The following is a 25,557-nucleotide window of genomic DNA, read 5'->3' as shown; positions in this document are numbered from 1 at the left end:
TATGAAAAAGTATTTAATAGCGCTTGCGTTGGTGGGATTCGCGACCACTTCGTGTTATGAAAAACTGAATATCGCGCCCCCCAACCGGATTACGAACGACCAGATCCAGGAGCTGCTGAAAAGCGATCCGGAAAAGGCGGAAGCGATCATGAGCAGTGTCGCCGCCGGTATGGTGCCCCTGTTCCACGAAAAGGACATCCGCGACATGGGTAGTGCCGACACGCGTTACTACAACTATGCCGATGTCGCCTGCATGCGTAACCTCGAAGCCAACGACATCGCTGCGATGGGTACGGACCTCAGCGGCAGTGTCTGGGGGATGGCGGAATACAACCTCATCACCGTATTCGGCGAACATGACGACAAAGTTCCTCCCTACTGGTACCTGTGCTGGGACAACATCACCGCAGCGAACAAATTGCTGGACAACCTCCCCATGTCGACCGTAGGCGACAACAAAAAGCTGAAACAGTACCGGGCAATGGGTCTGGTTACGCGGGCGTATTTCTACAACTACCTGATGGAGAACTTCCAGCAGGCCTACATGCTCGACGGACAGGCCAACTACGACAACAAACTGGGTATGATGCTCTACACCTCTTTCGATCCCCAGCAACCGTACAAGGCCCGCGCTTCGGCAGCGGAAACCTACGATTCGATCCTGAAATGGTCGAAGGAGGCCGTAACGCTGATGAAGGAGGCAGAGGTAGGCTATACCAACGATATCACCGATATCGACCTGGGCGTCTGCAACTTCAACCTGCTGCGGGTAGCGCTGTGCGCAGGCGATTGGACGACCGCCATTACCGCCGGCAACGAACTCGTAGCGCAGTACACGAAATTCATCCCGAAAGCCAACTACGGCTGGCAGGGAAGCAAGACCGGCAACCTGCAGAATCCGATCAGCATTCCGGCATCCGGCAACTACTTCCTCGATGTAACCAACAACCCGGAGGTAATCATGGGCTGGCCTTATGCCCAGGCTGCTGTTCAGAGCGTGGGTAGCAGCAACATCGAACCGACCTGTATCTGGATGAACCCGTTCGGTAAAGGCGGCGGCGGACTGTTCAGCGCCATCGACCAGTCCCTCTACAACAAGATGGACGACGACGATTACCGCAAAAACCTGTTCGCAACGACCGCTTACGGCAGCTACGCCTATCCGCCCAACGGAACGCGTGCAAACGTACCTGCCTGGGTGAACTTCAAATGGGCCAACACTTACGGCATTGCCGGCAAAGCAGGCGAAGCGCTCAGCAGCAGCACGGTAGACCAGGTCGGCCAGTATGTGATGCGCGCTTCGGAAGCTTACCTGATGCTCGCCGAGGCCCAGTACCGCAGCGGAGCCACCGGCGATGCGGCAACCACGCTGAACAAACTGATCAGCGCCCGTACCGACGGTGCGAAAGATGCTTCCAACTACAACGGCGGCGGCGACCTGTGGGAGATGATCAAACTGCAGTACCGCATCGAGATGTGGGGCGAAGGCCGTGAGTTCTACAACAACAAGCGTTGGAACATTCCGATCAACCGCAACAAGGATTACCATCCGAACGCAACTACGCTTACCTTCCCTGTCAGCGGGATGGTTTGTAAGATTCCGGAAAACGAGATCAACTACAACCCGCTGGTTGTACAGAATCCTTGATCTCGCTGATTAATCTAACTTTCCTTCAGGGCAGAAACTTGCGGTTCTGCCCTGATTTTTTATATCCGTCCCAAACGGCCTTTGCAGCATGTTTCGCTGATATTTCAAATGTTTTACTAACTTTGTTTGCCAAACTAACTCCAATCGCATCCAAACATCTGAATATGAAAAGAGACTTCGCAAGCCGTCTGCTGTTCCCGCTGTGCGGGATGTTGGCACTGACCGTGACCAGTTGCAACAAAACAGCAAAAGATCAACCTTCCCGCCACCGGTTCATCCACAACAACGACGGCAGCGACGCGCTGCTGAACCGTTGGTTCGGAGGACATCCGGCCCACAAAGCCGACATCGACCGCTATGTGGATATGGTCGCCGAAACATCGAAAGGCCGCACACAAGTGACCACATTTATGATGTGTTCCGGCAGCGATTTCATCTACTACCCCTCTTCCAAATACGGCCGTTACTTCGGGGACGACAAGAACGGCACGATGCCTTATGCCGACAGTGCGACGAAAAAAGTGTGGCAACTGGGCGGACAGAGCGTCCGCAATCTCGAGGCCGAGGGAACCGACGTGATCAAGGCTTCGCTCGAGCGCGCGAAAATGCACGGTATGGAGGCGTTTATCACTTACCGCGTCAATGACCTGCACTTTGCCGATTCGTCATCGGGCAATCCGGCTACGTTCCCCGATTTCTGGATCGAACATCCCGAATACTGGACCGGTGATTCGACCCAGGGATGGCACAGTGCACAGGCTCTCGATTTCAGTTATCCGGAAGTACGGCAGCACAAGCTGAACCTGATTAAGGAGCAACTCGAAAAATACGACATGATCGACGGTTACGAGCTCGATTTCATGCGCTTTATCGTGCTGTTCAAAAGCGGCGAAGGCAAAGAGAAAGCCCCGCTGATCACCGACATGGTGCGTGAAGTGAAACGGACGATCGACTCGCTCTCCGAAGTTCGCGGTCACAAGATCCTGCTGGCGGTACGTGTCCCCGTTACGGTAGAAGGCGCGCTGGGAAAGGGTCTCGACGTGAAGCAGTGGGCCAAAGAGGGACTGATCGATTTTATCACCATCGGCGTACACTGGCGCGGAGACACGGGTATTCCGGTGGCGAAATTCCGCAAGGATTTCGGATACGACGACATTCCGCTCTACGCATCGATCGACGACGGCGGATACCTGCCGCGTGAATTCTACTCGGACGGCATGTACCGCGGTATGGCTTCGCACATCCTCGGACAAGGCGCGGACGGCGTATACCTCTTCAATTACTATTTCGGCGAAATCAGCGACAGAAAAATAGCCGGCATCCCGTTGTTGGAAGAGGGCGGCCAGGTAACGCGCGCACGGACTCCGGAGCTGCTCAACGAACTCGGTTCGCTCGAAACGCTCAAAGGACGCAACAAGATCTACTGCATGTCGGACGGTGTAACCGATGCATACCGTGCGCTGGGCATCGCTCCGCTGCCCGCAGCGGTAAGCAACGGCCGCGAGACCGTATTGCCCCTCTTTATTGCCGACGACACCCAGGAAATCGTACCGCAGGAGATGATCCTGTTCCTGCGCACCGACCGACCGGCTAAATTCTGGCTCGAAGTGAACGGTATCGAAGTGACCGAACAGAAACCGGAGTACGTGAAGCTGTATAACCGCGACCGCGGGATGCGCGACGGCGAACAGATGTATGCGTTCATTCTTCCCGCCGGATCGATCCGCAAAGGAGACAATATGATCCGGATGGTCGATAAAACCCTCGACAACTATTTCGTCGTTCAGCGCGTCGAAGTGGCGCTCAAATACGGGGATGTCGAAACGAACGGCTACTTTTAATTCTTTAAATACGGCTTGTCTGCGTTCAATTTTCCGAACCGGACAAGCCGTAATTCCATAAAAATAATACAATCAGGCATGCCGCTCGCGGCATACCGAATTAAATGTATTTTGACCCGAACATGCGATCCAACTCCAAATTTGCCCTGATCACCGCAGCTTTGCTGCTCATGCTGGCAAGTCCGGTAGCCCGCGCCGAAATCCGTTTCTATGTGGCTCCTTCCGGCAGCGATGCCCAGAACGGGACCTCGCCTGCACAGCCTTTTTTGACCGTCCAGCGTGCACAGCAAGCTGTCCGCGAACTCAAACAGCGCGGACCGCTGACCGAACCGGTCACCGTATACCTGAGCGAAGGAGTCTATCCGATCAGCGAAGCGCTGAAATTTACGCCGGAAGATTCGGGTACCGAAACCTGTCCGATCACCTACAAAGCCGCACAAGGTGAGAAAGCCCTGCTGAGCGGCGGCCGAAAGGTTACGGGATGGAAACGTTACAAAGGCAACATCTGGGTAGCCACGCTGCCGGAAGTGCAAGCGGGAGAATGGTGGTTCCGCCAGCTTTACGTGAACGGGAATCTTCGGGGCCGGGCCCGTACCCCGAACCAGGGAGTGTTCGAAATCAAAGCGACGACCGATACCACCACCAGCCAGCGCAGCTATCAAGTCGCGAGCGATTCGTTCGTATTCAATACCGGCGACCTGGATCCGAAATGGAAGCATCCCGAAAACGGAGAAGCGATCATCTACCACTATTGGACCGATACCCACCTGCCGATCAAGGCTATCGACGGCAAACGCAACGTCATCTCGTTCGGCTACCCGTCGGGTAAGGTGTTCCGCGACGGTTTCGAGGGCGACCTAGCGCGCTATGTGGTCGAAAATATCTACGAAGCGCTCGACCTGCCCGGAGAATGGGTGCTCGAACGCTCCACGGGGCGGCTGTTCTACATGCCGCTCTCCGGAGAAGATATGGCTTCCGCCGAAGTAATCGCCCCGGCGACCGAAGAACTGATCTCGATCAAAGGAGACCCGTTGAACGGGAAATTCGTCGAATACCTCAATTTCGAAGGACTCGGACTCGCCTATTCGAATTTCAACCTGCCGTGGGGAGACTGCAACAATGCACAGGGCAGCGCAAGCGTCAGCGCCTGTGTGAACCTTTCAGGCGCACGCAACTGCTCGTTCGACCGCTGCTCGCTGCGCAACCTCGGAACGTTCGGTTTCGAACTGTTCGACGGCTGCACGTTCAACCGGTTCACCTGCAACACGCTCGAACAGATCGCAGCGGGAGGTTTCCGGCTGCGCGGCGTGGAACCGGGCGGCAACCCGGCCCTGCGCACCGGCAACAACACGATCAGCGACAACACGATCGGCTACTACGGCCTGACCTATCCGTCGGCCGTCGGCGTCCTGGTGATGCACAGCGACTGCAACACGGTTGCACACAACCTGATCCACCACGGCGATTACACGGGCATTTCGGTGGGTTGGTCGTGGAGCTACCTGCGCAGCGCGGCACGCGGCAACCGGATCGAGCAGAACCACATCCACGATATCGGGTACAACAACCTGCTTTCGGACATGGGCGGCATCTACACGCTGGGCCTCTCACCCGGTACCGTGATCAGCAACAACCTCGTGCACGACGTGAACGCGAACCGTTACGGAGGTTGGGGCATCTACACCGACGAGGGATCGACTTCGATCCTGATCGAGAACAACATCGTCTACCATACCAAGTTCGGCACGTTCAACATCCACTACGCGAAAGACCTCGTCGTGCGCAACAACATATTTGCCTTGGGACGGCTCCAGCAACTTTCGCGCTCGAAGCGGGATCCGCACACGACCGTCTATTTCGAGGGAAATATCATCTACTGGACCCAGGGCCGGTTGCTGGCCGACGAATACAAGTGGCAGGACGAACCGTACAAAATATATGTGAATCCCTATACGCAACCGCGCGATACGAGCGTTACATTCGTAAGCGACTGGAATATTTTCTACAATCCGGACAAGCCCCGCGCGGCGGTCGATTTCAGCGGCCGCACATGGGAGCAGTGGCTCGCCGAAGGCAAGGACCACCACTCGATCTATGCCGACCCGATGTTCGTCGATCCCGGCAGGTTCGATTTCCGGCTGAAACCGGGTTCGCCGGCACTGAAGCTGGGCTTCCGCCAGATCGACCTGTCACAGGTCGGGCCACGGCCGTGCTGCGACGGAAAAGTGCAACCCAAACAATAGATAACACTGTAACAAGACTTTCCCGGTAAGAACCCATCAATAAGAAATTAACCTTATGAAGATCAAACCATTTTTCATTTTCGTACTGGGCCTTTGCCTCGCTCCGGCAATGGCTGTCCCGGTTATCGGCGCCCCCCCCTCAGGATCAGGAGTTGCGTGTCGACCCGATGGCCGAGCTGCACCGGGACGCAAAATTTATCGACTCGACCGAATTGACGCTGGTAACCCCGGTACAGTTGGAAAAACTGCTCAAGGAGAAGCCCGCCGCAGGTTATTTCTGCTTTGCCGAGCTGCGTGACAAGGAGATCCGCCAATACGATTCGCTACCGGTAATCTGGGCCGAGCGCCCCGTTTCACAACGCAACGTACTGGTAGCTTCGGCACAACCGGGAGAATACTATCCGTGGCAGCTGGGCGTCTATGCGCCTTACAAGAAGCTCGACAACATACGGTTAGTTTTCGGCGACCTGACCAATGCGGCAGGCGATAAGATCAGTGCGGCGGCGATGCAATGCTTCAACATGGGCGGCATCAATCAACACGGGAAACCGTTCACGAACACGATCAACATCCCCAAAGGCCTTATCCAGGTACTCTGGAGCGGGATCGACATTCCGAAAACCGCATCGGGAACCTACCGCGGCAAGGCGGTGCTGGAAGTGGACGGCGCCGAACCGACGATGATCGACATCACGCTCAACGTAGGAGGACCGGTGCTCGAGAACGGCGGCCGCGACGAAAGCTGGCGCAAAAGCCGTATGACCTGGCTCAACTCGACGATCGGTTTCGCCGAAACACCTACGGCACCCTATACTCCGCTTAAACGCGACGGAGAGACAATCAGCTATCTCGGCGGTACCGTAAAGCTCTCGGCCGATGGACTCCCCGCCAGCATCGTGACGAATTACGACCAGGCGAACCAACTCGACCGCAGCATCTCGAACGAAGTGCTCGCCAAGCCGGTTGCTTTCGTGGTCGAAACTTCGAAGGGAACCGAGAAACTGAAGCCGTCAAAAATCGAGTTCCTCAAACAGACCCCGGCCACACTGGAGTGGAAAGTTCTGCTCAAAGGTTCGGACGTAGAAGCGGAATGCCTTGCAAAAATGCTGTTCGACGGAACGATCAACTACCAGTTGAAAGTGACCGCACTGCGCGATGTCCAGGTCAAAGATATCCGTACGGTATTCGATTATACGCACTACGCATCGAAATACATCATGGGCCTCGGTGTGAAAGGCGGCGCACGCCCCGATTCGACGATCGACTGGAAATGGGATACGATCAAACAGCAGGACCGCATCTGGCTGGGTAATGTCAACGCGGGTATGCAGGTCGTTTTCAAGGACAGCAACTACAAACGCCCGCTCGTGAATATCTATTACGAGTTCGGACGCATCCGGTACCCGCATTCGTGGGGTAACGACAATAAAGGAGGAATCAATATCACCGAACAGGCAAATGCCACACAGGTGAACGCATACAGCGGAGAGAGAACGCTCAAAACGGGCGAAAAGCTCGATTTCGATTTCGACCTGCTCGTAACGCCGGTCAAACCGATCGACCTGAAAGCTCATTTCGCCGACCGTCCCTACCACCTGAACGCCGACACGAGCGGCGGATTCATTCCCCGGGCGCTGAAAGCCGGAGCGAAATGGATCAACGTACACCACAAAGCGGACATCTATCCCTACATCAACTATCCGATGGTAGACGAGGTCGTGCCCGATATGAAAGCCTTCATCGCGAAAGCGCATGCGAACGACCTGAAAGTACGCCTCTATTACACCTGCCGTGAGCTGACGGTCAAAACCCCCGAATTCTGGATGCTCCGCAGCCTTGGCCACGAGATCATCAAAGACGGGCCCGGTAACGATACCCGAACGATCGTCTATCCGAACGGTCCGAGACCATGGCTCATCCATAACATGCGCAAGAACTATATTCCGGCCTGGTATGCGGGCTTCGAACAGGGCAAATACAAGGGTCAGCTCGATGTCGCGGTCATCACCGATCCCGAGTCGCGCTGGAACAACTATTACCTCGAAGGACTGAACTGGATGATCAAAAACATGGGCATCGACGGTGTCTACATCGACGACAGTTCGTTCGACGGGGAGACGATGCGCCGGGCACGCCGTATTTTCGACGCGGACGGCAAACGCCGCCTGGTAGACCAGCACACATGGAACCACATGAACCCTTACGGCGGCTATGCGAACTCCATCAACCTCTCGTTGGACCGCCTGCCCTACGTCGACCGGCTCTGGATCGGCGAACTGTTCCGCGACTACAACAAGCGTGATTTCTGGCTTGTCGAAATGTCCGGGATTCCGTTCGGGCTGATGAGCGAGATGCTCGACGCGCACAACGTTTTCCGCGGCATGGTGTTCGGCATGCTGCCGCGCCTGCCCTGGAGCGGCAACCCGGTTCCGATGTGGCGCGCGCTCGACGCTTTCGGGATCGACCAGGCGAAGATGTACGGCTACTGGGACGACCGCAATCCGGTCCGCAGCGACAACGAACTGATCCCGGTAACGACCTACCTGCGGCCCGGTCATTCGGCCATGCTGTCGATGGCCAATTGGGACAACGACAATGCGCAAAAGTGCCGCATCCGCATCGATGAGAAGAAACTCGGGTTCCGTCCGACGCAGGTCTACCTGCCGGAGATCGACGAGTTGCAACCGGCCGGAGAGATCGACCTGAACGGGGAGATCGAGATTCCGGCGACCAAAGGGCATATTGTCATCCTGAAATAGAAAACCTAAACCCAGTCCCGGAGCCTCCCTGCTCCGGGACTTTTTTATGATAGGGAACCCGCCAACTTGACGATAAAAAATCCGGCAAAACGGACTTCCTATTTTCCGGGATTACGGGTTTACGAACCGCCCGGCTCTGATGCTGCAACCGTTAAACATCCGCTCACTACATATATCCGCTCCACCATGTCCAGATCTCTTCTTTTACCTTTGTTCGGCGCTTCACTCTGCCTCTGTGCGCCGCTTTGCCACGGCACAACCGGCAACGGACAAACACCCGGCCGAAATACGACGACTCCGGCACCCGGCCGTTCGTCGGTCCGGGTGGTCGAACGAGAAATGCTCACCTACCCCTACTCCGCCCCCAAGGAGGTTCCCGATTTCGGACGCATTTACCCGTACCACCGTTACGACGGTTACACGGCCGAAGGCCGCATGCAGAAATGGGAGATGGTCGAAATGGAGAACGACTACATCAAACTGTGGATCATGCCCGGTGTGGGGGGCAAGATATGGGGTGCCGTAGACAAGCGGACCGGACGCGAATTCATCTACTTCAACCATGTGGTGAAGTTTCGCGACGTGGCAATGCGCGGGCCGTGGACTTCGGGCGGAATCGAGATGAATTTCGGCATCATCGGCCACTCGCCGTGGTGCTCGGACCGGGTCGATTACGCAATTGCGGAAAATGCCGACGGCAGCGTCAGTTGCACGGTTGGAGGAACCGACCTTGCATTGGGCACCGACTGGCGCGTTCGCATAACGCTGCCGCCCGACAAGGCTCTCTTCGAGACCGACGTGCTGTGGTTCAATGGATCGGGATGGGACCGCCCGGCCTACCAGTGGATGAACGCCGGAATCAAGACGGCCGGCAACCTCGAATACTCCTTTCCGGGCGTCCGCTACCTCGAACACGACGGCACGAGCCGCCATTGGCCGACGGGTTATCCCGATTACCGGTTAAACCGTTACGAAGAAAACAACCACGGCCACTATAAATCATACCATGTCACGGGCGAATACACGGACTTCTGGGGCGGCTACTGGCACGACGACGGGTTCGGATTCGGCCACACGGCGGAATACGCCGATAAGCCGGGCAAGAAAATATGGATATGGGGACTCTCCCCCTACGGCATGATCTGGGAGAAGCTGCTCACCGATTCCGACGGACAGTACTCCGAGGTACAGTCGGGACGCCTGCTGAACCAGAGTATCGGCACCAGTTACCGCACGCCGTTCAAACACGGCGCACTGTCGCCCTATGTCACGAACGCGTGGAGCGAACGGTGGTTTCCGGTACGAGGCACGGACGGTATTCTCTATGCGACCGATGAACTGGCATTCAACATCGTACCGGGAAACGGCCAGCAAACGCTGAAAATCTATGCGATCGCTCCCGTCAGCGGCGAACTGCTGGTGACATCGGACGGAAACAAAGAGATCTTGCGCAGCCAGCTGGAGCTGGATCCCACCGATACCCTTTCGCTGCCACTCGGTGTGCAGGAGGTTCCGGATTTTCTCGATTTATACCTCGACGGACGCAACCTCTACTGTTTCGAACTCCACGACACGCCGCTGATGCGGCCGCAACGGCTGCCCGAAAACTTCGACCACGGGTCGGTCTACGGGCTTTATCTGCAAGGCCGTGAGTTCGAACGGCAGTTTTTCCTCTCCGCCGCAGCAGACAAATACCGCGAAGCGCTTGCCAAAGATCCGAATTACCAGCCGGCGCTGGTGCGCCTTGCAGGCATTTGTTTCCAACGGCACGAATCGGGCGAAGCCCTCGAACTGTGTGCCCGGGCGCTGGCGATCGACACTTACGATGGTGCGGCGAACTACCTGTGGGGCCTGCGGGCCGCTGAAGAGTTCGATCCCGCCAACGCCATGGAAGGTTTCGCGCTGGCCTCGCAATCGACCGAATACCGCGAGGCAGCCTGCACCGAAATGGCACGGCTGTGGATCAGCGAACAGCAGGTTTATCCGAAAGCACGCCACTACGCCCGGCGCGCCCTCGAATACAATCCCCGCAACCTGACGGCGTTGCAACTCGAAGTGCTGCTGGACCGGATCGAAAGGGAGCGCTCCGTAGCGAATGCGTCAACAACCGATACGACCTCCATATCCCGTACATCCGCCCCGTCCGGAACCGCTCCGCAAACCTCGCTCGACCGCCTGCAACAGATCGACCCGCTGAACCACTTCGCCGCGTGGGAACGCTACCTGCTGAGCGGACGCGAGGCGGACAAAAAGGCTTTCACCGACGGAATCCGCAACTCGTTCGCTGCAGAGAGCTACCTGCACATCGCCGACTTCTACTACCGGGCCGGCCGCTGGCGGGATGCGCTGACCCTGCTGGCCGCCGCGCCGGAACATCCTAAAATCCTCTGCTGGCAAGCGTGGCTTTGGATGTGCCTCCAGAATTTTAACGGACACAACGATGAAGTCGAACGGCTGCTGACGAAGATTGCCGCGACCCGCCCCTCTCTCGTTTTTCCGTTCCGCAGATCGGAATACGACCTGTTCTCTTGGCTGGCCGACACGCTCCCGTCGTGGCAGGGTAACTACTACCTCGCGCTTTGTAAAATGCAGGACGGTCACCGCGACGAGGCGCTCGAATTGCTGAACCATCCCAAAGGCGATTCTGCGAAAATCGATTTTTATCCCTATTTCGCCCTGCGGGCCTCGCTGCAAAGTGACTCCTCCCGAGCCGAATCGGATCTGCTCGAGGCTTTCCGGATCGCGCCCGACGATCCGCACACCACATGGTTGCTGGCCGACCACTATACGGGCCGCAACCAATGGGCCGAAGCACAAAAATACCTGACCCGGCGGCTGTCCGTGGATAAGAGCGACTACACCGCCGGCATGAAACTGGCGAAAGTCCTTGCCGCACAAGGCGCTTTTCAGCAAAGCATAGCGCTGATGCGCAGCCTGGACGTGCTGCCGAACGAAGGAGCGCAGGAAGGACGCAACCTGTGGCGGGAAACGAACCTCGATTACGCCTGCGCGCTGATCGGAGCGAAACAATTCCGCAAGGCCCTCGACGCCATTGCCCAGGCGCGCCTCTGGCCCGAGAACATGGGCGTCGGCAAACCGTACGACGACCTGGTCGACGAACGGGTCGAGGATTTCCTCGAACGGTACTGCCTGCTACAAATGCACCGCAACGGTGAGGCGGCTGCCAGCCGGATCGCGGCACGGATCGAAACACCCGGCTATAAACCCTACCGGGCCGCAGACCTGCTGTCGGCACTGATGCTGCGTGAAGCGGGACAGGTCGAAAAAGGTGACCGGCTGATGGCCGAATGGTTGCACAGCGCTCCGGACAAGAAATCAGCCCGTTGGTGCGACGCCGTATACCGGGGCGATTGGAACGCCGCCGAACGCATCGAGCAGGAACCGAACGAGGTACTGAATCCGCTGCCTTACGAAATCCTTTTCGACGACCGCGACTTTCTATTGTTGATGCGACACCAAAACCTACTGAAACCCGAAACAAAACCCTGACCGAAATGAAAAACAGACTGTCACGCTCCCTCACTGTACTGTTTTGCTGTACCGGACTGCTTGCAGGCACCGGCGTTGCCGGCACCGCCACGGCAAAGACTGCCGGAAGCACAAAATCAAAAACTGCCGGGACAACCGCATCCCCAAAAGGAAAAGCCACTTCACAGCCCGGCTTGTACGAAATCTTTAAAAACCCGGAGACCAAATACCGGCCTTATGTCCGGTGGTGGTGGAACGGGGGACGCCAGACCAAAGCCGAAATCGAACGCGAACTCGACCTGATGTATAAGGCGGGCATCGGCGGCGTCGAGATCAACACCATCGCATTCCCGGGCGGCGATACGCTCGGCTGCCCGGCATTGCCGTGGCTCAGCGATCCGTGGCTCGACATGGTGCAAACCGCGATCGAAGGGTGCCACAAACGCGGTATGGTAGCCGATATCATCGTCGGGTCGGGTTGGCCTTACGGAGCGGAGTTCCTCACGCGCGACCAGCAGTTGCAGATGCTCACCATCGAGACGATCGACCTCAAAGGCGGAGAAAGATTCACGATCGACCGGGATGAAATCCTGCGGCGGGTCAATCCCAAAATACATTCGGTATACGGCGACTCTCAAAAAGAGCTGCTCTACCTGCGGCTGATGCCCAAAAAGATCGACGCTTTCACCGAAGGAATCCGTTACGATTCGCTGACCGGACGCCACTCCATCACGATCGACGTCCCGCCGGGCGACCATGTGCTTTATTGTTTCGTCAAACTGACCGGCTATATGAGTGTAATCCTCGGTGCTCCGGGCGCCAAAGGCCCCGTATTGAACCACTTCGACCGCGTAGCCGTCGAACAGTTCCTGAACCGGATGTCCGACCGGATGAACACGAAGCTGGGCAGGATGGGCGGCAGCAACCTGCGGGCCGCCTTCACCGACAGCTTCGAACTCGAAGGGGCCAACTGGGACAAAAACATGCTCGCCGAATTCAAGCGCCGGCGGGGCTACTCGCTCGAACCTTACCTGCCCTACCTGATTTTCAAGGTAGGTGAAATGGGCAATCCGGTCAAGGAAAAGTACGGCTCTGAATTTTCGCCCGAAGTACAGGAGGAGGTGATTAACCGGGTCCGCAACGACTTCGACCTGACCCAACGCGAATTGTTCCACGAAGCATTTACCATCCCCTATAACAAATGGTGCCACCGCAACGGCATGCTCTCCCGCGTACAGGCTTACGGCCGCGGGTTGCACACGCTCGAATCGAGCATGTACATCGACATCCCGGAATGCGAAACCTGGTTCGGGCACCACCACGGCACCAGTTTTCCCGACAATTCGATGGCGGGCCGCGGTTACACGATGGTCAACAAGTTCGTATCGTCGGCCGCCCACCTCGCAGGCAATCCGAACGTGAGCTGCGAGGAGATCACCAATACCGGATGGGTTTTCAACGCGACGCTCGAAAAACTGAAACTGACGGGCGATCTGAGCAACCTGTCGGGTGTAAATCACTCGATCTTCCACGGCTTCAATTACTCGCCCAAGGAGGCGCCGTTCCCCGGCTGGCTGCGCTACGGCACCTATTTCAGCGAGCGCAACCCGTGGTGGCCGTACCTACGCCACTGGATGGACTACAAGGCGCGCCTCTCGGTCGTGCTGCAGAACAGCGAACAGCAGGCCGACGTGGCGATCCTGCCGCCGGTCGAAGATATGTGGTCGAAATTCGGTTCGCAACGCGATCCGTTCCCGCAGCTCACCTACCCCACGTACGCCAATACGATGTGGGAAGCGGTGCACCAGAACGGACACGGCTGCGACTACATCAGCGAAAAAATCCTTACCGAAGGCCGGTCGCGTAACGGCGAACTGCGCTACGGCCCGCGCGCCTACAAGACGATCCTGTTGATGGATGTTGAGAGTATCCGGCCCGAAGCGGCCGAAGCGCTGGAAAAGTTTGTCGCTGCCGGCGGCAAGGCGATCTGTATCGGAACGGAACCGCACCAAAGCGTCGGCCTGCAAAATGCGGCAGCGAACGACCGCCGCGTACAGGCCACCGTCGCCCGGATCAAGGCGCGTTATCCGCAACGGTTCACCACCGTCGCGGCCCCCGACAGCACGGCATCCGTGCTCGACTGGTACCGGAACCTGCAACGGCAGCAACGAATCACCCCCTATGTTGGAATCGACCGCCCGTCGCAACTGTTCAGCCAGAACTATTACAAACACGGCAACCGGGATATCTTTTTCCTGGTCAATTACGATGCCCGGAACGAACGGACGCTGCGACTGGATTTTGCGCTCCCGGAACTGCAAAACAAAACCGCCTGGCTCTGGGATCCGGAGACTGGAACCCGCAGCCGGATCGCCGGATGGAACGGCAAGGAGCTGACGATGCGCTTCGGTCCCGAGGAATCCAAACTGCTGGTGTTCGAAGAGGTACGGATCGATGATCCGAATGCGGAAACCATAGATGTTTCGGCCCCGGGCCCGTGCAGCGGTACACCGGTAAAGACGCTCGACGGACTCTGGAATGTCACGATGACGCATGCCGTAACCGGGGAGAAGAGTACGCTCACGCTCGACAGCCTGGTCGATTTCAATACGCTGCCGATGCCCGAACTACGCCACTTCGCCGGAGTGATCGATTACACGATCGCGGTAAACATCGACGATCCGCAACAAATGACACGACTCGATGCCGGAAATACGTACAACGGCGTTACGGAACTGCTTATAAATGGACAGTCGGCCGGCATCAAATGGTACGGCGAACGGATATTCGACATCGGCGGCAAACTGCTTCCGGGTAAAAACACCGTTACCGTACGTGTCACGACTGTACTCGGCAACTACTGCAAATCGTTGAAGGACAATGCTACGGCACAACAATGGACCCAACGGCAACCTTACCTGCCGCTCGGACTCGGCGGCCCGGTACGGTTGTTCTGACCGTTATGTGCGGATACGAACAGATAAAGAATGATGCAAAATCCCGGACCCTCGATATGAGGTCCGGGATTTTTTAATTTTTCCATATTTCCCTGCAAATATTTTGCAGTTTAAAAATATTCGTTACATTTGCGGTGTATTAATAGACTTATTAAACATACCTATTAATCCAAAAATGGGGGACAAATATGGAACAGACACGGGAACAATCGATGGAAAGCATCATCCTCGAAACGGCCGAAAGGCTCTTTCTCGACAAAGGATTCGCACTCACCTCGACCACCGAAATCGCACGTGAAGCCGGCTGTAACCAGGCTCTCGTGCACTATTACTTCCGCACCAAAGAGCAATTGTTCATCCGTATTTTCGAGGAAAAGATCAAAATTTTCGCCGGTGCTTTCTTCAGCATCGACGAAAAACCGGGAACTTTCCTCGAAAAACTCACACGAAAGATTGAAGCGCATTTCGATATCATTGCCCAAAACCCGAAGATTCCGTTCCTGATCATCAACGAAATCACTACGAATCCGCAGCGAATCAAAGCCCTGCACAAAAGCATCGGCGAATATCCGGCAAGCATCATCCGTAAAGTAAACGAAGAACTGGAGGAAGCGATCGCCCAAGGCGAAGTACGGCCGATCACCGTCCTAGACTTGATTCTTACAGTACTGTCGCTGAACGTGCTGCCGCAACTGCTGCGCCCCATTCTCGAAGAGGTGATGCCACTGCCTCCCGAAGAGGTACAAAAACTGATCGCCCGGCGCAAGGAAGAGAACGTAAAACTAATAATCAACAGCCTCAGACCTTAGTGTGTACAAAAAAACCGACCTTTCGCACCTGAAATATGACACCGCTGAAACCAAATGCCATGAAAAGCATGCAAATCATCCGAAATGCCGTACTGCTACTCTCGCTGATTACGCTGGGGCCGCTTTCTTCGACAGCAGTCACGCCCGGCATCGTATCCTCGCCCGGGGAAAAGGCATCTGTCGTGGAGAATCCGGCCATGACGACAGCCCCCACCGCAATCGCGGCCCATCCGGTCGAAACGCCTTCCAGCCTTACGCTCGAAGAGTGCTATGCAAAGGCCGGGACGAATTATCCGCTGGTAAGCCGATACGGGCTGATCCAGCAATCCGAACAGTACAGCCTGAGCAATGCGAACAAGGGATACCTGCCGCAGTTTTCCCTCTCGGCCAAAGCGACTTACCAGACCGACGTAACCAAGATTCCGGTGTCGATTCCCGGCGTCGATATCCCAACGCTGAACAAAGACCAGTACCAGGCGCTCGTCGAACTGGATCAGGTGATCTGGGACGGCGGCACGATCCGTTCGCAAAAGCGCAACATCAACGCTTCGACGGAAGTAGACCGCCAGCAGCAGCAAGTCGATATGTATGCGATCCGTGAACGGATCAACTCGCTGTTCTTCGGCACATTGTTACTGGAAGAACAGTTGAAACTGAACACGCTCTATGACGAGGAGCTAACCCGCAATTACCAGAAGGTCCAAAGTTTTATCGCCAACGGCGTAGCGAATGCAGCCGATCTCGATGCCGTAAAAGTCGAACAACTCTCGAACCGCCAGCGACGCGCCGAACTGGAAGCGACCTGCAAGGCCTATCGGCAAATGTTAGGGGCTTTCACCGGAACGGATCTGGCCCACACCGAGCTGATTCAACCGATAGCAGCGGACAAACAGCCGCTTCCAGAAATCCGGCGCCCCGAACTGCATTTGTTCAACGCGCAGAACAGCCTGCTCGACGCACAGGCCAAAGCCGTCACCGCGAAAAATATGCCCCGCCTGAGCGCATTTATCCAGGGTGCTTACGGCAATCCGGGGCTCAATATGCTGCAAAGCGGCTTCAAAGCCTACGCGATCGGGGGTATCCGGCTGTCGTGGAATTTCGGGAATTTCTATACCAAACGGAACGACCTGCGCCAAATCGACGTAAACCGGGACAACATCGCCGTACAGCGTGAAACCTTCCTGTTCAACACGCGCCAGCAGATCAGCTCCGGGAACGGCGAGATCGAAAAATACCGCCGCACGCTGGCCGACGACGGCGAAATCATCACCCTGCGCGACAACATCAAGCGCGCTTCGGAGGCGAAAGTGGCGGAAGGGACGATGAGCGTCACGGATTACATGGACGACGTGACGGCAGCCGAAACGGCACGCCAGAACCAAGCTTTGCACCGCATGCAGTTGCTGATGAGCCTTTACAACCTGAAAAACCTGACCAACAACTGAAACCCCGCGACAAATCAAACAACACGCCGGCCGCCAACAGCGGCAACCGGCAATAAGCGACCGGAATAATAATAAAATACCGATAAAAAGATGAAAACAACCGCACTCATTGCGCTGGCACTGCTGGCGGCAGCCTGTTCGAACCGCAACGGGGATTACGACGCATCGGGGACGTTCGAAGCGACCGAAGTGATCGTTTCGGCCGAGGGCAACGGCCGGATCGAACGGTTCGACGTCGAAGAGGGCCAGCGCCTCACCGCAGGCGAGGTAGTAGGATCGATCGACAGCATTCAGCTTTACCTCAAGAAACTGCAGCTCGAAAAGAGCATCGGTGCGACGCAGAGCCGCCGTCAGGACATTGCCAAGCAGATCGCCGCAACCCTCGAACAGATCGACAAGCAGAAACTCGAACAGCGCCGCGTGCAGAACCTGATCCGGTCGAATGCGGCGAACACCAAGCAGCTCGACGACATCAACTCGCAACTCGCAGTACTCGAAAAGCAGCTTGCCGCGCAGCGTTCGACGCTCGAGAACAACAACCGGGGCGTGAGCGAGGAGAGCTCGGGGCTTGAAATACAGATTGCGCAAGTCGAAGACCAGCTCGGCAAATGCCGGATCAAAAGCCCGATATCGGGGACCGTACTGACGAAATACGCCGAACGGGGCGAAGTGACTGCACAGGGCAAACCGCTGTTCAAGATCGCCGATACGGACAGCATGAAGCTGCGGGCCTACATCAGTTCGGGCCAACTCACCGAACTGAAGCTGGGCGACCCGGCACGCGTGTTCGCGGATGCGGGGGACAAGGAGAGCCGCCAATACGAAGGACGGGTAATCTGGATCGCCGACAAGGCCGAATTCACGCCCAAAACAATCCAGACGCGCGACGAACGCGCCAACCTGGTCTATGCTGTGAAAATCGCCGTCCCGAACGACGGCCTGCTCAAGATCGGCATGTACGCAGATGTAAAATTCGGGAAATAATGGCTGCAGTCGAAGTACACGACATTGTCAAAAGCTACCGGAAAGGCGCCGTGCAGGCGCTGCACGGCGTCAGCTTCGAGGCCGGGCACGGTGAGATCTTCGGGATCATCGGCCCTGACGGAGCAGGCAAAACGTCGCTCTTCCGGATCCTCACAACGCTGATCCTGCCCGACAGCGGTACGGCCAGCGTGGACGGACTCGACATCGTGCGCGACTACAAAGCGATCCGCAACTGCGTGGGCTATATGCCGGGACGCTTCTCCCTCTACCAGGACATGACAGTCGAAGAGAACCTCACTTTTTTTGCCACGGTGTTCGGCACGACGATCCGGGAAAACTACCACCTCATCAAGGACATATACAGCCAGATCGAGCCGTTCAAAGACCGCAAGGCCGGAGCCCTTTCCGGCGGGATGAAACAGAAACTGGCCTTGAGCTGCGCACTGATCCACAAACCTTCGGTGCTGTTCCTCGACGAGCCGACCACAGGGGTCGATCCCGTCTCGCGCAAGGAGTTGTGGGAGATGCTACGGCAACTTAAACAGCAGGGAATCACGATCCTCGTCTCGACGCCTTACATGGACGAAGCGTCGCTTTGCGACCGGATCGCACTAATCCTCGACGGTCGGTTCATCGGCATCGATACGCCGCAGCACATTGCCGACAACTTCGGCGAACCGCTTTGGGCCGTCGGCAGCGACAATATGTCGAAACTTTTACGCGACCTGCGCGCAAACCCGCACGTCACTTCAGCCTTTACCTTCGGCGCCCGCCACCATGTCACCACCGATGGGAAACCGACCGAACAGGAACTGCGCGATTATCTTTCCGGACTGGGCCACCACGATGTCGAAATCGAGACGATCCGGGCCGGAATCGAGGATTGTTACATGAAACTCGCGCGCGAACACCGGTAAGGCATATTCCCAGGAAAACCAGATATACCTTCCCGGGCAAGGGACACCCGCTACATTTCAGGGACACACGATCCTCCTGGAAAACACGATCCGCAACCCGCGAACAGATACAACGCAATATGGACACGACAAAAGACAATTTCCGGCCGTGCTCGCAATTCGCATCCGGCCACGAAGCCGTCATCCGGACTGAGAAACTGACCAAACGTTTCGGCAGTTTTACGGCAGTCGACGGCATCAGCTTCAGCGTGGCCCCGGGTGAAATCTTCGGATTTCTCGGCGCTAACGGAGCCGGCAAGACCACCGCGATGCGGATGCTTTGCGGCCTGAGCAAACCTACCTCGGGCAAAGGGCTCGTGGCCGGCTACGACATCGCGCGCGAAAGCGAACAGGTCAAGCGCAACATCGGCTATATGAGCCAGAAATTCTCGCTTTACGAAGACCTGAAGGTGTGGGAGAATATCCGTCTGTTCGGCGGTATTTACGGCATGAAAACGGACGAAATCGCCGCCAAAACCGACTCGCTGCTCCATACGCTCGGCTTCGAACAGGAACGTGACGCACTGGTACGCTCCCTGCCGTTGGGATGGAAACAGAAATTGGCCTTTTCGGTGGCGATTTTCCACGAGCCGAAGATCGTTTTCCTCGACGAGCCGACCGGAGGAGTCGACCCCTCCACACGACGGCAGTTTTGGGAACTGATCTACGACGCTGCCGACCGCGGGATCACGGTCTTCGTCACCACACACTATATGGACGAAGCGGAATACTGCAACCGAGTCTCGATCATGGTGGACGGCCGCATCGAGGCGCTGGACACGCCCGCCGAACTGAAAAAACAGTTCCATACGGAAGATATGGAAGGCGTGTTCCATTACCTCGCCCGCACCGCCAAACGCGGGGAATAAAACACTCCGGACCGACACGACAGGCAGGCTGCCGGAAGCCGGACAACCTGCGGGACGGCCCGCAACACAACCAACAGGCATGAAACAGTTTTTTGCATTCGTAAAAAAAGAATTTTACCACATCCTGCGCGACCGGCGGACGATGCTGATCGTACTGGGTATCCCCATCGTCGAAATCATCCTGTTCGGCTTCGCGATCTCGACCGAGGTGAAAAACGTGCGCGTAACCATCCTCGACCCTTCGAAAGACGTCGCCACGCAACGTATCGTTTCGCACTTCGGCGCCAACCGCTACTTCACCGTCGTCGGCAACGCAACGACCGCAGAAGATATCGAAAAGGGATTCCAGAGCAATTCGATCGACCTGGGGATCGTTTTCCCGGAACGGTTCAATGAAACGCTGCTGCATACCGGTAAAGCGGATGTGCAGGTAATCGCCGACGGCACCGACCCCAATACGGCTACCACCGCGACGAACTATGCAACGAGCGTGATCACGGCCGCCTCGCAGGAACTGCTTGCGGAACAAACAGGCGGCGGAGCCGTCTCACCGGTAATCGTCCCGACCGTGAAACTGCTCTATAACCCGCAAATGGAAGGATCGTACAACTTCGTCCCGGGCGTGATGGGACTGATCCTGATTCTGATCTGCGCGATGATGACAGCCATTTCAATCGTACGCGAAAAGGAGCGCGGTACAATGGAAGTGCTGCTGGTCTCGCCGATGAAACCGATCTGGATCATCCTCGCGAAAACCGTCCCCTACTTCACCCTTTCGTGCGTAAACCTCATCACGATCCTGTTACTGTCGGTCTTCGTGCTGCATGTCCCGGTCGCCGGAAGCCTCTTCTGGCTCACGGCGCTGTCGATGCTGTTTATCTTCGTCGCACTGTCGCTTGGTATGCTGATTTCGACGCTCGCCAAGACACAAATGGCGGCGATGCTTATTTCGGGCATGGGACTGATGATGCCGGTGATGCTCCTTTCAGGCATGATGTTTCCGGTCGAAAACATGCCCGGCATTCTGCGTCTCTTGTCGAACTTCGTCCCGGCCAAATGGTACATCATGGCCGTGCGGAAAATCATGATCGAGGGCGTTTCGCCGCTCTTCGCACTGCAAGAGTTCATCGTTCTGGGCATAATGGCCGTGGTTTTGGTAACCATAAGCCTCAAATTGTTTAAATACCGATTGGAGTAGCCATGCTGAAATTTTTATTGGAAAAAGAGTTCAAACAGCTCCTGCGCGGCGGGATGTTACCGGGCATCCTGATCATGATGCCGCTGATGATGATGGGGCTCTTCCCTTGGGCGGCCAATATGGAGATGCGCAACATCAACGTGACGGTCGTGGACAACGATCACAGCAGCTATTCGTCGCGGCTGACCGGGAAAGTGGATGCCTCGCGCTACCTGCACCTCGAATCCGCCGCTGAGAGTTACGGGGCAGCAATGCACCGGATCGAACGCGGTTCGGCCGACCTGATTCTCGAAATTCCCGAACATTTCGAACGCGATATCACGCGAGACGGCATGGCGCCCGTCATGATTTCGGCCAACGCCGTAAACGGAATGAAAGGAAGCCTCGGCAGCATTTACGCATCGTCGGTAGCCATGGATTTCGCAACGGAAATCGCGGAAGAGAACCGCGCATACGCCACTGCGACCGATATTCCCGTCGTCGAGGTAATTCCGCAAAACAAGTTCAACCCGCACATGGACTACAAAGTATTCATGGTCCCGGCGCTGATGGTGATGCTCCTGACGATGCTATGCGGTTTCATGCCCGCGCTGAATATCGTCGCAGAGAAAGAGGCGGGGACCATCGAACAGATCAACGTCACGCCGGTAGGCAAATTTACCTTCATCCTCGCGAAACTGATCCCCTACTGGTCGATCGGATTCTTCGTCCTGACACTCTGCTTCGGCCTCGCCCGGCTTTTCTACGGACTGGCACCGGCCGGAAGCATCGTCACTATTTACGCGGCTGCCGGGCTTTTCGTACTGACCATCTCGGGCTTCGGCCTCATGATTTCGAACCATTCCGACACGATGCAGCAGGCGACCTTCGTGATGATGTTTTTCATGGTGATCCTGATTCTGCTCAGCGGTCTGTTCACTCCAATCAGCAGTATGCCGCAGTGGGCGCAGGATATTACGATCCTCAACCCCCTGAAATACCTGATGCAGGTGATGCGGCTGGTCTACCTCAAAGGGAGTCCCTTCTCACAACTTACAGTACAGTTCGCAGCGCTGGCCATCTTCGCCGTTGTCCTGAACCTGTGGGCGGTACTGAGCTACCGGAAAAATTCATAGTCCGATGATTGTCGGCAGCCCGATCAGGATGCGAAGTGCATCCACTTCAATCTCCAAAACATAAAAAGCCTCAATACACAAAAAGCCCGCATCTTGCAATGCGGGCTTTTGTTGACCTACCTGGATTCGAACCAAGAACGACAGATCCAGAATCTGTAGTGTTGCCATTACACCATAGGTCAATGTCCAACCTTTCGGTTTGTGGGTGCAAATATAATCAAAATATTTTTTTCGACGAAGGAGTAACGACAAAATCTTTCAGATAAAAGGGCTCGAAGTAGGCAATATCTTCGAATTTCTTGTGCCGGAACGCTTCATAGGCCGGTTTAACCAACCCCCGGGCCGACGGAGTGACCTCCACCAGCCGCACGTTATCCTCGGGAAAAAGCTCTTTGCATTTGCCTGCCCCGCTGCCGAACAACACCATCGTCCGCCCCGCACGGCGTTCATCGAGAAAACTTTCGGCCGTGACAACCTTCGCTTCGACCCCGGATAAAGGGTGAGCCTGGGCATCGAACTGCTGGCAGTAGACCTCCATGCGCCGCGCGTCGATCATCGGCAGGAGAATGGCATCGCTGATGTCGTCCACATTGAGAATCCCCGCCTCATAATCTTCCAACGCCACCCGAGTCAGGGCTTCGAGGCTTCCCACCGCGATCAGCGGAATCCCGGCCCCGTAGCAAATTCCTTTGGCCAGTGACACGCAGATCCGCAAACCGGTGTAGGAACCGGGGCCCATTCCGACCGCTACGGCATCAAGGTCTTTTGCGTCGAGGTCGTTCTCGCGCAAAATTTCCTCGACATAGACAGCCAGGTTCTGGGCGTGCTGACGGCTTTCGCAACTCTCACGCAGGGAAAGCAGACGGTCGTTTTTAGCCAATGCGACGGAACCGATGTCGGTGCCCGCCTCGATACACAACAGTAACGCCATAAAATACTTCGGATTTGACGTTGCAAGATACATAAAAACGAGAAAATTCGGGAGCGGACGGCCGTTTTTCTGTGAAAAGCGTATCTTTGGAATCGTTTGACCCGGATATGCCATGAAACAGAAACCGCATAAAATTCTATTCGTCTGTCTCGGAAACATCTGCCGTTCCCCGGCCGCCGAAGCAGTCATGCAGCAGCTCGTCGACCGGGCTGGCCTGCACGATAACTTTGTAATCGATTCGGCCGGAACCTATGGCGGCCATGCCGGAGAGCCCGCCGACCACCGGATGCGGCAGGCCGCATCCAAACGCGGCTATGCGCTCACGAGCCGCTCGCGGAAGATCACGCCCGACGACTTCGAAACATTCGACCGGATCGTGGTGATGGACGACAGCAATTACGAACGTGTACACCGCCTTGCCCCGTCGACGGAAGCCGCAGCGAAAATCTACCGGATGGTGGCCTTCTGCCGCCGTTCCGACGCCACCTACGTTCCAGACCCTTATTACGAAGGGCACGAGGGGTTCGAACTGGTACTCGATCTGCTCGAAGATGCCTGTGAAGGCCTGTTGGAAGATCTGGTAAAACAGGAATAAACGGAATAAGTACGTATCCCCCTTGGTTTACAACCGGTCGAAAAAGCCGTGGCTCCGAAAACTGTAACACTCGCCGGACGTGATAATGACATGGTCTGCCACTGTGATCTCGAACAACGATGCGGCACGCACCAGTTTTTCGGTGATCAGCGTGTCCGCGTCGCTGGGCAAAGGATTGCCCGAAGGGTGATTGTGCACGAGCAGGATCCCTTGTGCCAGGCGCTCGACGGCACGTTTGACGATCAGTTTGTAATCGACCACGGTTCCCGTTACGCCGCCCTGACTGATGCGGACCCGGTCGAGAATTTTGTTCGATGCGTTCAGGTAAAGGACCCAAAACTCCTCATGCGGCAAGATCGCCAATTCGGGCTGGAAAAGTTCTATCACATCCCGGTCGCTCATAATCTGGTCACGCATGCTGTTTTCCGCGGCACGGCCCCGGCGCCCGATTTCGAGTGCTGCACTGACCAGCGCAGCCCGGGCGATTCCGAGTTGCGCCACCGAACGAAGTTTGCCCGGACCGTCGAGTGCAATGCGCATCAAATTGTGATCGTAGGCTTCCAATAATCGTTCGGCCAACTCAAGCGCCGAGCCGCCCGCCTCGCCTTTCTGCAACAATATAGAGAGTAATTCGGCGTCGGAGAGCGACCGCACGCCTTGGTTCACGAGTTTCCCGCGCACCTGCTTGTCCGTCAGCATAACGTTGGGTTTGGGTAGTTTATACGGGCCTTCGAATACGCCGCCCGGTTACGGCAAGATAAGGATTTCTATGCGTAACGGCAACGCCTGATTCCGATTTTCACCACAAATTTGCAACGGCACCTTCCCGTAGAGACACCGGAAGGGAAACTTAAACTCCGCACGGGTGCCCCTAAGATCCGACGTATGCCATGTACCCGGCAAACCTATGTCGTGACCGGCAAGGATAGAATCAAATGGTTTCGATATCGATTTCAATATGGCCGAAAGCCCCTTCCGGTGCGGTTTCACGCAGCCTCTCGGCAGCATGCATCGCAGCCCTCTGCTCGGCTTCCTTTTTCGAACCGCCCTCACCCGTTCCGATCTCGGCACCGTCCAGCAACACTGCCGAACGGAATGTGGGGTGCTGTGAAGTGAATGCCTCGCCGTTGACGGTGCTGAACGTTATCCTCCGTTTATTCTTTTGCCCCCACTCGATCAACCGGCTTTTGAAATCTGTCTCAGTGCGGGTCATGCTGCTGAGGTTGATATACCGACGGAGGATTTCATTGATAAACAACCTATTGACGAATTCGTATCCCTTATCGAGATACATCGCGCCGACCATCGCCTCAAGCGCATCGCCATACAGGTGTTTCTGTGCAAAATTACCGCCGCCCTGCACGATGATATGGCGATCGAGGCCTAACCGCAAGCCCAGCGCGTTGAGCGTACTGCGACTCACGATCTTGGAACGCAACTGGGTCAGGAATCCTTCGTCCCGTTCCGGAAATTCGATGAAAAGGCAGTCCGACACAATTGCCTCGATCACTGCATCGCCCAGGAATTCAAGGCGTTCGTTGTTAATCGGCGTGCCATCCTCCAAAAACAACGAAGCTGACCTGTGTATCAAGGCCAGCTTGTAGAGTTCTATGTTGTTCGGCAGGAAGCCGAAAAGGTGTTTCACGATTTTGTAATACTCCCTGTCCCGGCTCCAGCGGAGCTTCAGAGCAAGCAGTATCGAACCCGCCACAGCGCGC

Annotated in this window: 16 protein-coding genes, 1 tRNA gene and 1 pseudogene; 14 read left to right on the top strand and 4 right to left on the bottom strand. The window is 56.3% G+C overall.

The annotated features are described in order from the left end of the window. Position 1: 1 nt before the first annotated feature. The 13 genes and pseudogenes from NQ495_RS07905 (at position 2) to NQ495_RS07845 (ending at position 22,313) form a co-directional block, all read left to right on the top strand. On the top strand, positions 2–1,648 hold the full coding sequence (locus tag NQ495_RS07905; protein ID WP_009133488.1) for a RagB/SusD family nutrient uptake outer membrane protein: 1,647 nt from the start codon (positions 2–4) through the stop codon (positions 1,646–1,648). A 164-nt stretch (positions 1,649–1,812) separates the two neighbouring features. Continuing rightward, a complete protein-coding gene (locus NQ495_RS07900) occupies positions 1,813–3,489 on the top strand; it encodes a glycoside hydrolase family 10 protein (RefSeq protein ID WP_009133489.1) in 1,677 nt (558 codons plus the stop codon). Between the two features lie 122 nt (positions 3,490–3,611). Then, a complete protein-coding gene (locus NQ495_RS07895) occupies positions 3,612–5,732 on the top strand; it encodes a right-handed parallel beta-helix repeat-containing protein (protein ID WP_259801036.1) in 2,121 nt (706 codons plus the stop codon). A gap of 167 nt (positions 5,733–5,899) precedes the next feature. Next, complete coding sequence (locus NQ495_RS07890) at positions 5,900–8,491, top strand: glycoside hydrolase domain-containing protein (RefSeq protein ID WP_009133491.1); 2,592 nt, start codon at positions 5,900–5,902, stop codon at positions 8,489–8,491. Between the two features lie 186 nt (positions 8,492–8,677). Next, positions 8,678–12,001: a DUF5107 domain-containing protein gene (locus NQ495_RS07885; RefSeq protein ID WP_009133492.1), complete on the top strand. Its 3,324-nt coding sequence runs from the start codon at positions 8,678–8,680 to the stop codon at positions 11,999–12,001. 5 nt (positions 12,002–12,006) lie between these two features. Then, on the top strand, positions 12,007–14,937 hold the full coding sequence (locus NQ495_RS07880) for a glycosyl hydrolase (protein ID WP_009133493.1): 2,931 nt from the start codon (positions 12,007–12,009) through the stop codon (positions 14,935–14,937). Positions 14,938–15,125: 188 nt separating this feature from the next. Next, positions 15,126–15,746: a TetR/AcrR family transcriptional regulator gene (locus tag NQ495_RS07875; RefSeq protein WP_009133494.1), complete on the top strand. Its 621-nt coding sequence runs from the start codon at positions 15,126–15,128 to the stop codon at positions 15,744–15,746. Positions 15,747–15,805: 59 nt separating this feature from the next. Continuing rightward, on the top strand, positions 15,806–17,191 hold the full coding sequence (locus NQ495_RS07870) for a TolC family protein (protein ID WP_009133495.1): 1,386 nt from the start codon (positions 15,806–15,808) through the stop codon (positions 17,189–17,191). Positions 17,192–17,281: 90 nt separating this feature from the next. Further along, a complete protein-coding gene (locus NQ495_RS07865) occupies positions 17,282–18,175 on the top strand; it encodes an HlyD family secretion protein (protein ID WP_009133496.1) in 894 nt (297 codons plus the stop codon). Next, positions 18,175–18,858, top strand: a pseudogene (locus NQ495_RS07860) (ABC transporter ATP-binding protein); the annotation flags it as partial. The gene NQ495_RS07865 and the pseudogene NQ495_RS07860, both read left to right, overlap by 1 nt. Positions 18,859–19,211: 353 nt before the next feature. Continuing rightward, on the top strand, positions 19,212–20,000 hold the full coding sequence (locus NQ495_RS07855; RefSeq protein ID WP_009133498.1) for an ABC transporter ATP-binding protein: 789 nt from the start codon (positions 19,212–19,214) through the stop codon (positions 19,998–20,000). Between the two features lie 79 nt (positions 20,001–20,079). After that, positions 20,080–21,198 carry an ABC transporter permease gene (locus NQ495_RS07850; RefSeq protein ID WP_009133499.1) on the top strand — a complete coding sequence of 373 codons (1,119 nt, stop codon included), beginning with the start codon at positions 20,080–20,082 and terminating at the stop codon, positions 21,196–21,198. A 2-nt stretch (positions 21,199–21,200) separates the two neighbouring features. Further along, a complete protein-coding gene (locus tag NQ495_RS07845) occupies positions 21,201–22,313 on the top strand; it encodes an ABC transporter permease (protein WP_009133500.1) in 1,113 nt (370 codons plus the stop codon). Between the two features lie 111 nt (positions 22,314–22,424). Here NQ495_RS07845 and NQ495_RS07840 read toward each other — a convergent pair. Then, positions 22,425–22,495: transfer RNA gene (locus NQ495_RS07840), tRNA-Gln, on the bottom strand. Positions 22,496–22,530: 35 nt separating this feature from the next. After that, a complete protein-coding gene (gene tsaB, locus NQ495_RS07835) occupies positions 22,531–23,244 on the bottom strand; it encodes a tRNA (adenosine(37)-N6)-threonylcarbamoyltransferase complex dimerization subunit type 1 TsaB (RefSeq protein ID WP_009133501.1) in 714 nt (237 codons plus the stop codon). Between the two features lie 112 nt (positions 23,245–23,356). On the opposite strand from tsaB, the gene NQ495_RS07830 reads away from it, so the two are divergent. After that, a complete protein-coding gene (locus NQ495_RS07830; protein WP_009133502.1) occupies positions 23,357–23,839 on the top strand; it encodes a low molecular weight protein-tyrosine-phosphatase in 483 nt (160 codons plus the stop codon). 27 nt (positions 23,840–23,866) lie between these two features. Here NQ495_RS07830 and radC read toward each other — a convergent pair whose 3' ends face one another. Together radC and rnc are read right to left on the bottom strand one after the other, a co-directional pair. After that, positions 23,867–24,538, bottom strand: coding sequence for a RadC family protein (radC, locus tag NQ495_RS07825; RefSeq protein ID WP_009133503.1), 672 nt, complete (start codon positions 24,536–24,538; stop codon positions 23,867–23,869). A 232-nt stretch (positions 24,539–24,770) separates the two neighbouring features. Next, positions 24,771–25,550 carry a ribonuclease III gene (gene rnc / locus NQ495_RS07820; RefSeq protein ID WP_009133504.1) on the bottom strand — a complete coding sequence of 260 codons (780 nt, stop codon included), beginning with the start codon at positions 25,548–25,550 and terminating at the stop codon, positions 24,771–24,773. Between the last annotated feature and the right edge of the window lie 7 nt (positions 25,551–25,557).

The organism is Alistipes indistinctus YIT 12060, assembly GCF_025144995.1.
In the GTDB taxonomy this organism is placed as follows: domain Bacteria; phylum Bacteroidota; class Bacteroidia; order Bacteroidales; family Rikenellaceae; genus Alistipes_A; species Alistipes_A indistinctus.
This window is presented reverse-complemented; position numbering and strand designations above follow the sequence as displayed.

What these genes read in the sequence shown, in the direction of transcription:
- NQ495_RS07905 (WP_009133488.1), top strand. Translation starts at nt 2, where the DNA reads ATGAAAAAGTATTTAATAGCGCTTGCGTTGGTGGGATTCGCGACCACT.
- NQ495_RS07900 (WP_009133489.1), top strand. Translation starts at nt 1,813, where the DNA reads ATGAAAAGAGACTTCGCAAGCCGTCTGCTGTTCCCGCTGTGCGGGATG.
- NQ495_RS07895 (WP_259801036.1), top strand. Translation starts at nt 3,612, where the DNA reads ATGCGATCCAACTCCAAATTTGCCCTGATCACCGCAGCTTTGCTGCTC.
- NQ495_RS07890 (WP_009133491.1), top strand. Translation starts at nt 5,900, where the DNA reads ATGGCCGAGCTGCACCGGGACGCAAAATTTATCGACTCGACCGAATTG.
- NQ495_RS07885 (WP_009133492.1), top strand. Translation starts at nt 8,678, where the DNA reads ATGTCCAGATCTCTTCTTTTACCTTTGTTCGGCGCTTCACTCTGCCTC.
- NQ495_RS07880 (WP_009133493.1), top strand. Translation starts at nt 12,007, where the DNA reads ATGAAAAACAGACTGTCACGCTCCCTCACTGTACTGTTTTGCTGTACC.
- NQ495_RS07875 (WP_009133494.1), top strand. Translation starts at nt 15,126, where the DNA reads ATGGAACAGACACGGGAACAATCGATGGAAAGCATCATCCTCGAAACG.
- NQ495_RS07870 (WP_009133495.1), top strand. Translation starts at nt 15,806, where the DNA reads ATGAAAAGCATGCAAATCATCCGAAATGCCGTACTGCTACTCTCGCTG.
- NQ495_RS07865 (WP_009133496.1), top strand. Translation starts at nt 17,282, where the DNA reads ATGAAAACAACCGCACTCATTGCGCTGGCACTGCTGGCGGCAGCCTGT.
- NQ495_RS07855 (WP_009133498.1), top strand. Translation starts at nt 19,212, where the DNA reads ATGGACACGACAAAAGACAATTTCCGGCCGTGCTCGCAATTCGCATCC.
- NQ495_RS07850 (WP_009133499.1), top strand. Translation starts at nt 20,080, where the DNA reads ATGAAACAGTTTTTTGCATTCGTAAAAAAAGAATTTTACCACATCCTG.
- NQ495_RS07845 (WP_009133500.1), top strand. Translation starts at nt 21,201, where the DNA reads ATGCTGAAATTTTTATTGGAAAAAGAGTTCAAACAGCTCCTGCGCGGC.
- tsaB (WP_009133501.1), bottom strand. Translation starts at nt 23,244, where the DNA reads ATGGCGTTACTGTTGTGTATCGAGGCGGGCACCGACATCGGTTCCGTC.
- NQ495_RS07830 (WP_009133502.1), top strand. Translation starts at nt 23,357, where the DNA reads ATGAAACAGAAACCGCATAAAATTCTATTCGTCTGTCTCGGAAACATC.
- radC (WP_009133503.1), bottom strand. Translation starts at nt 24,538, where the DNA reads ATGCTGACGGACAAGCAGGTGCGCGGGAAACTCGTGAACCAAGGCGTG.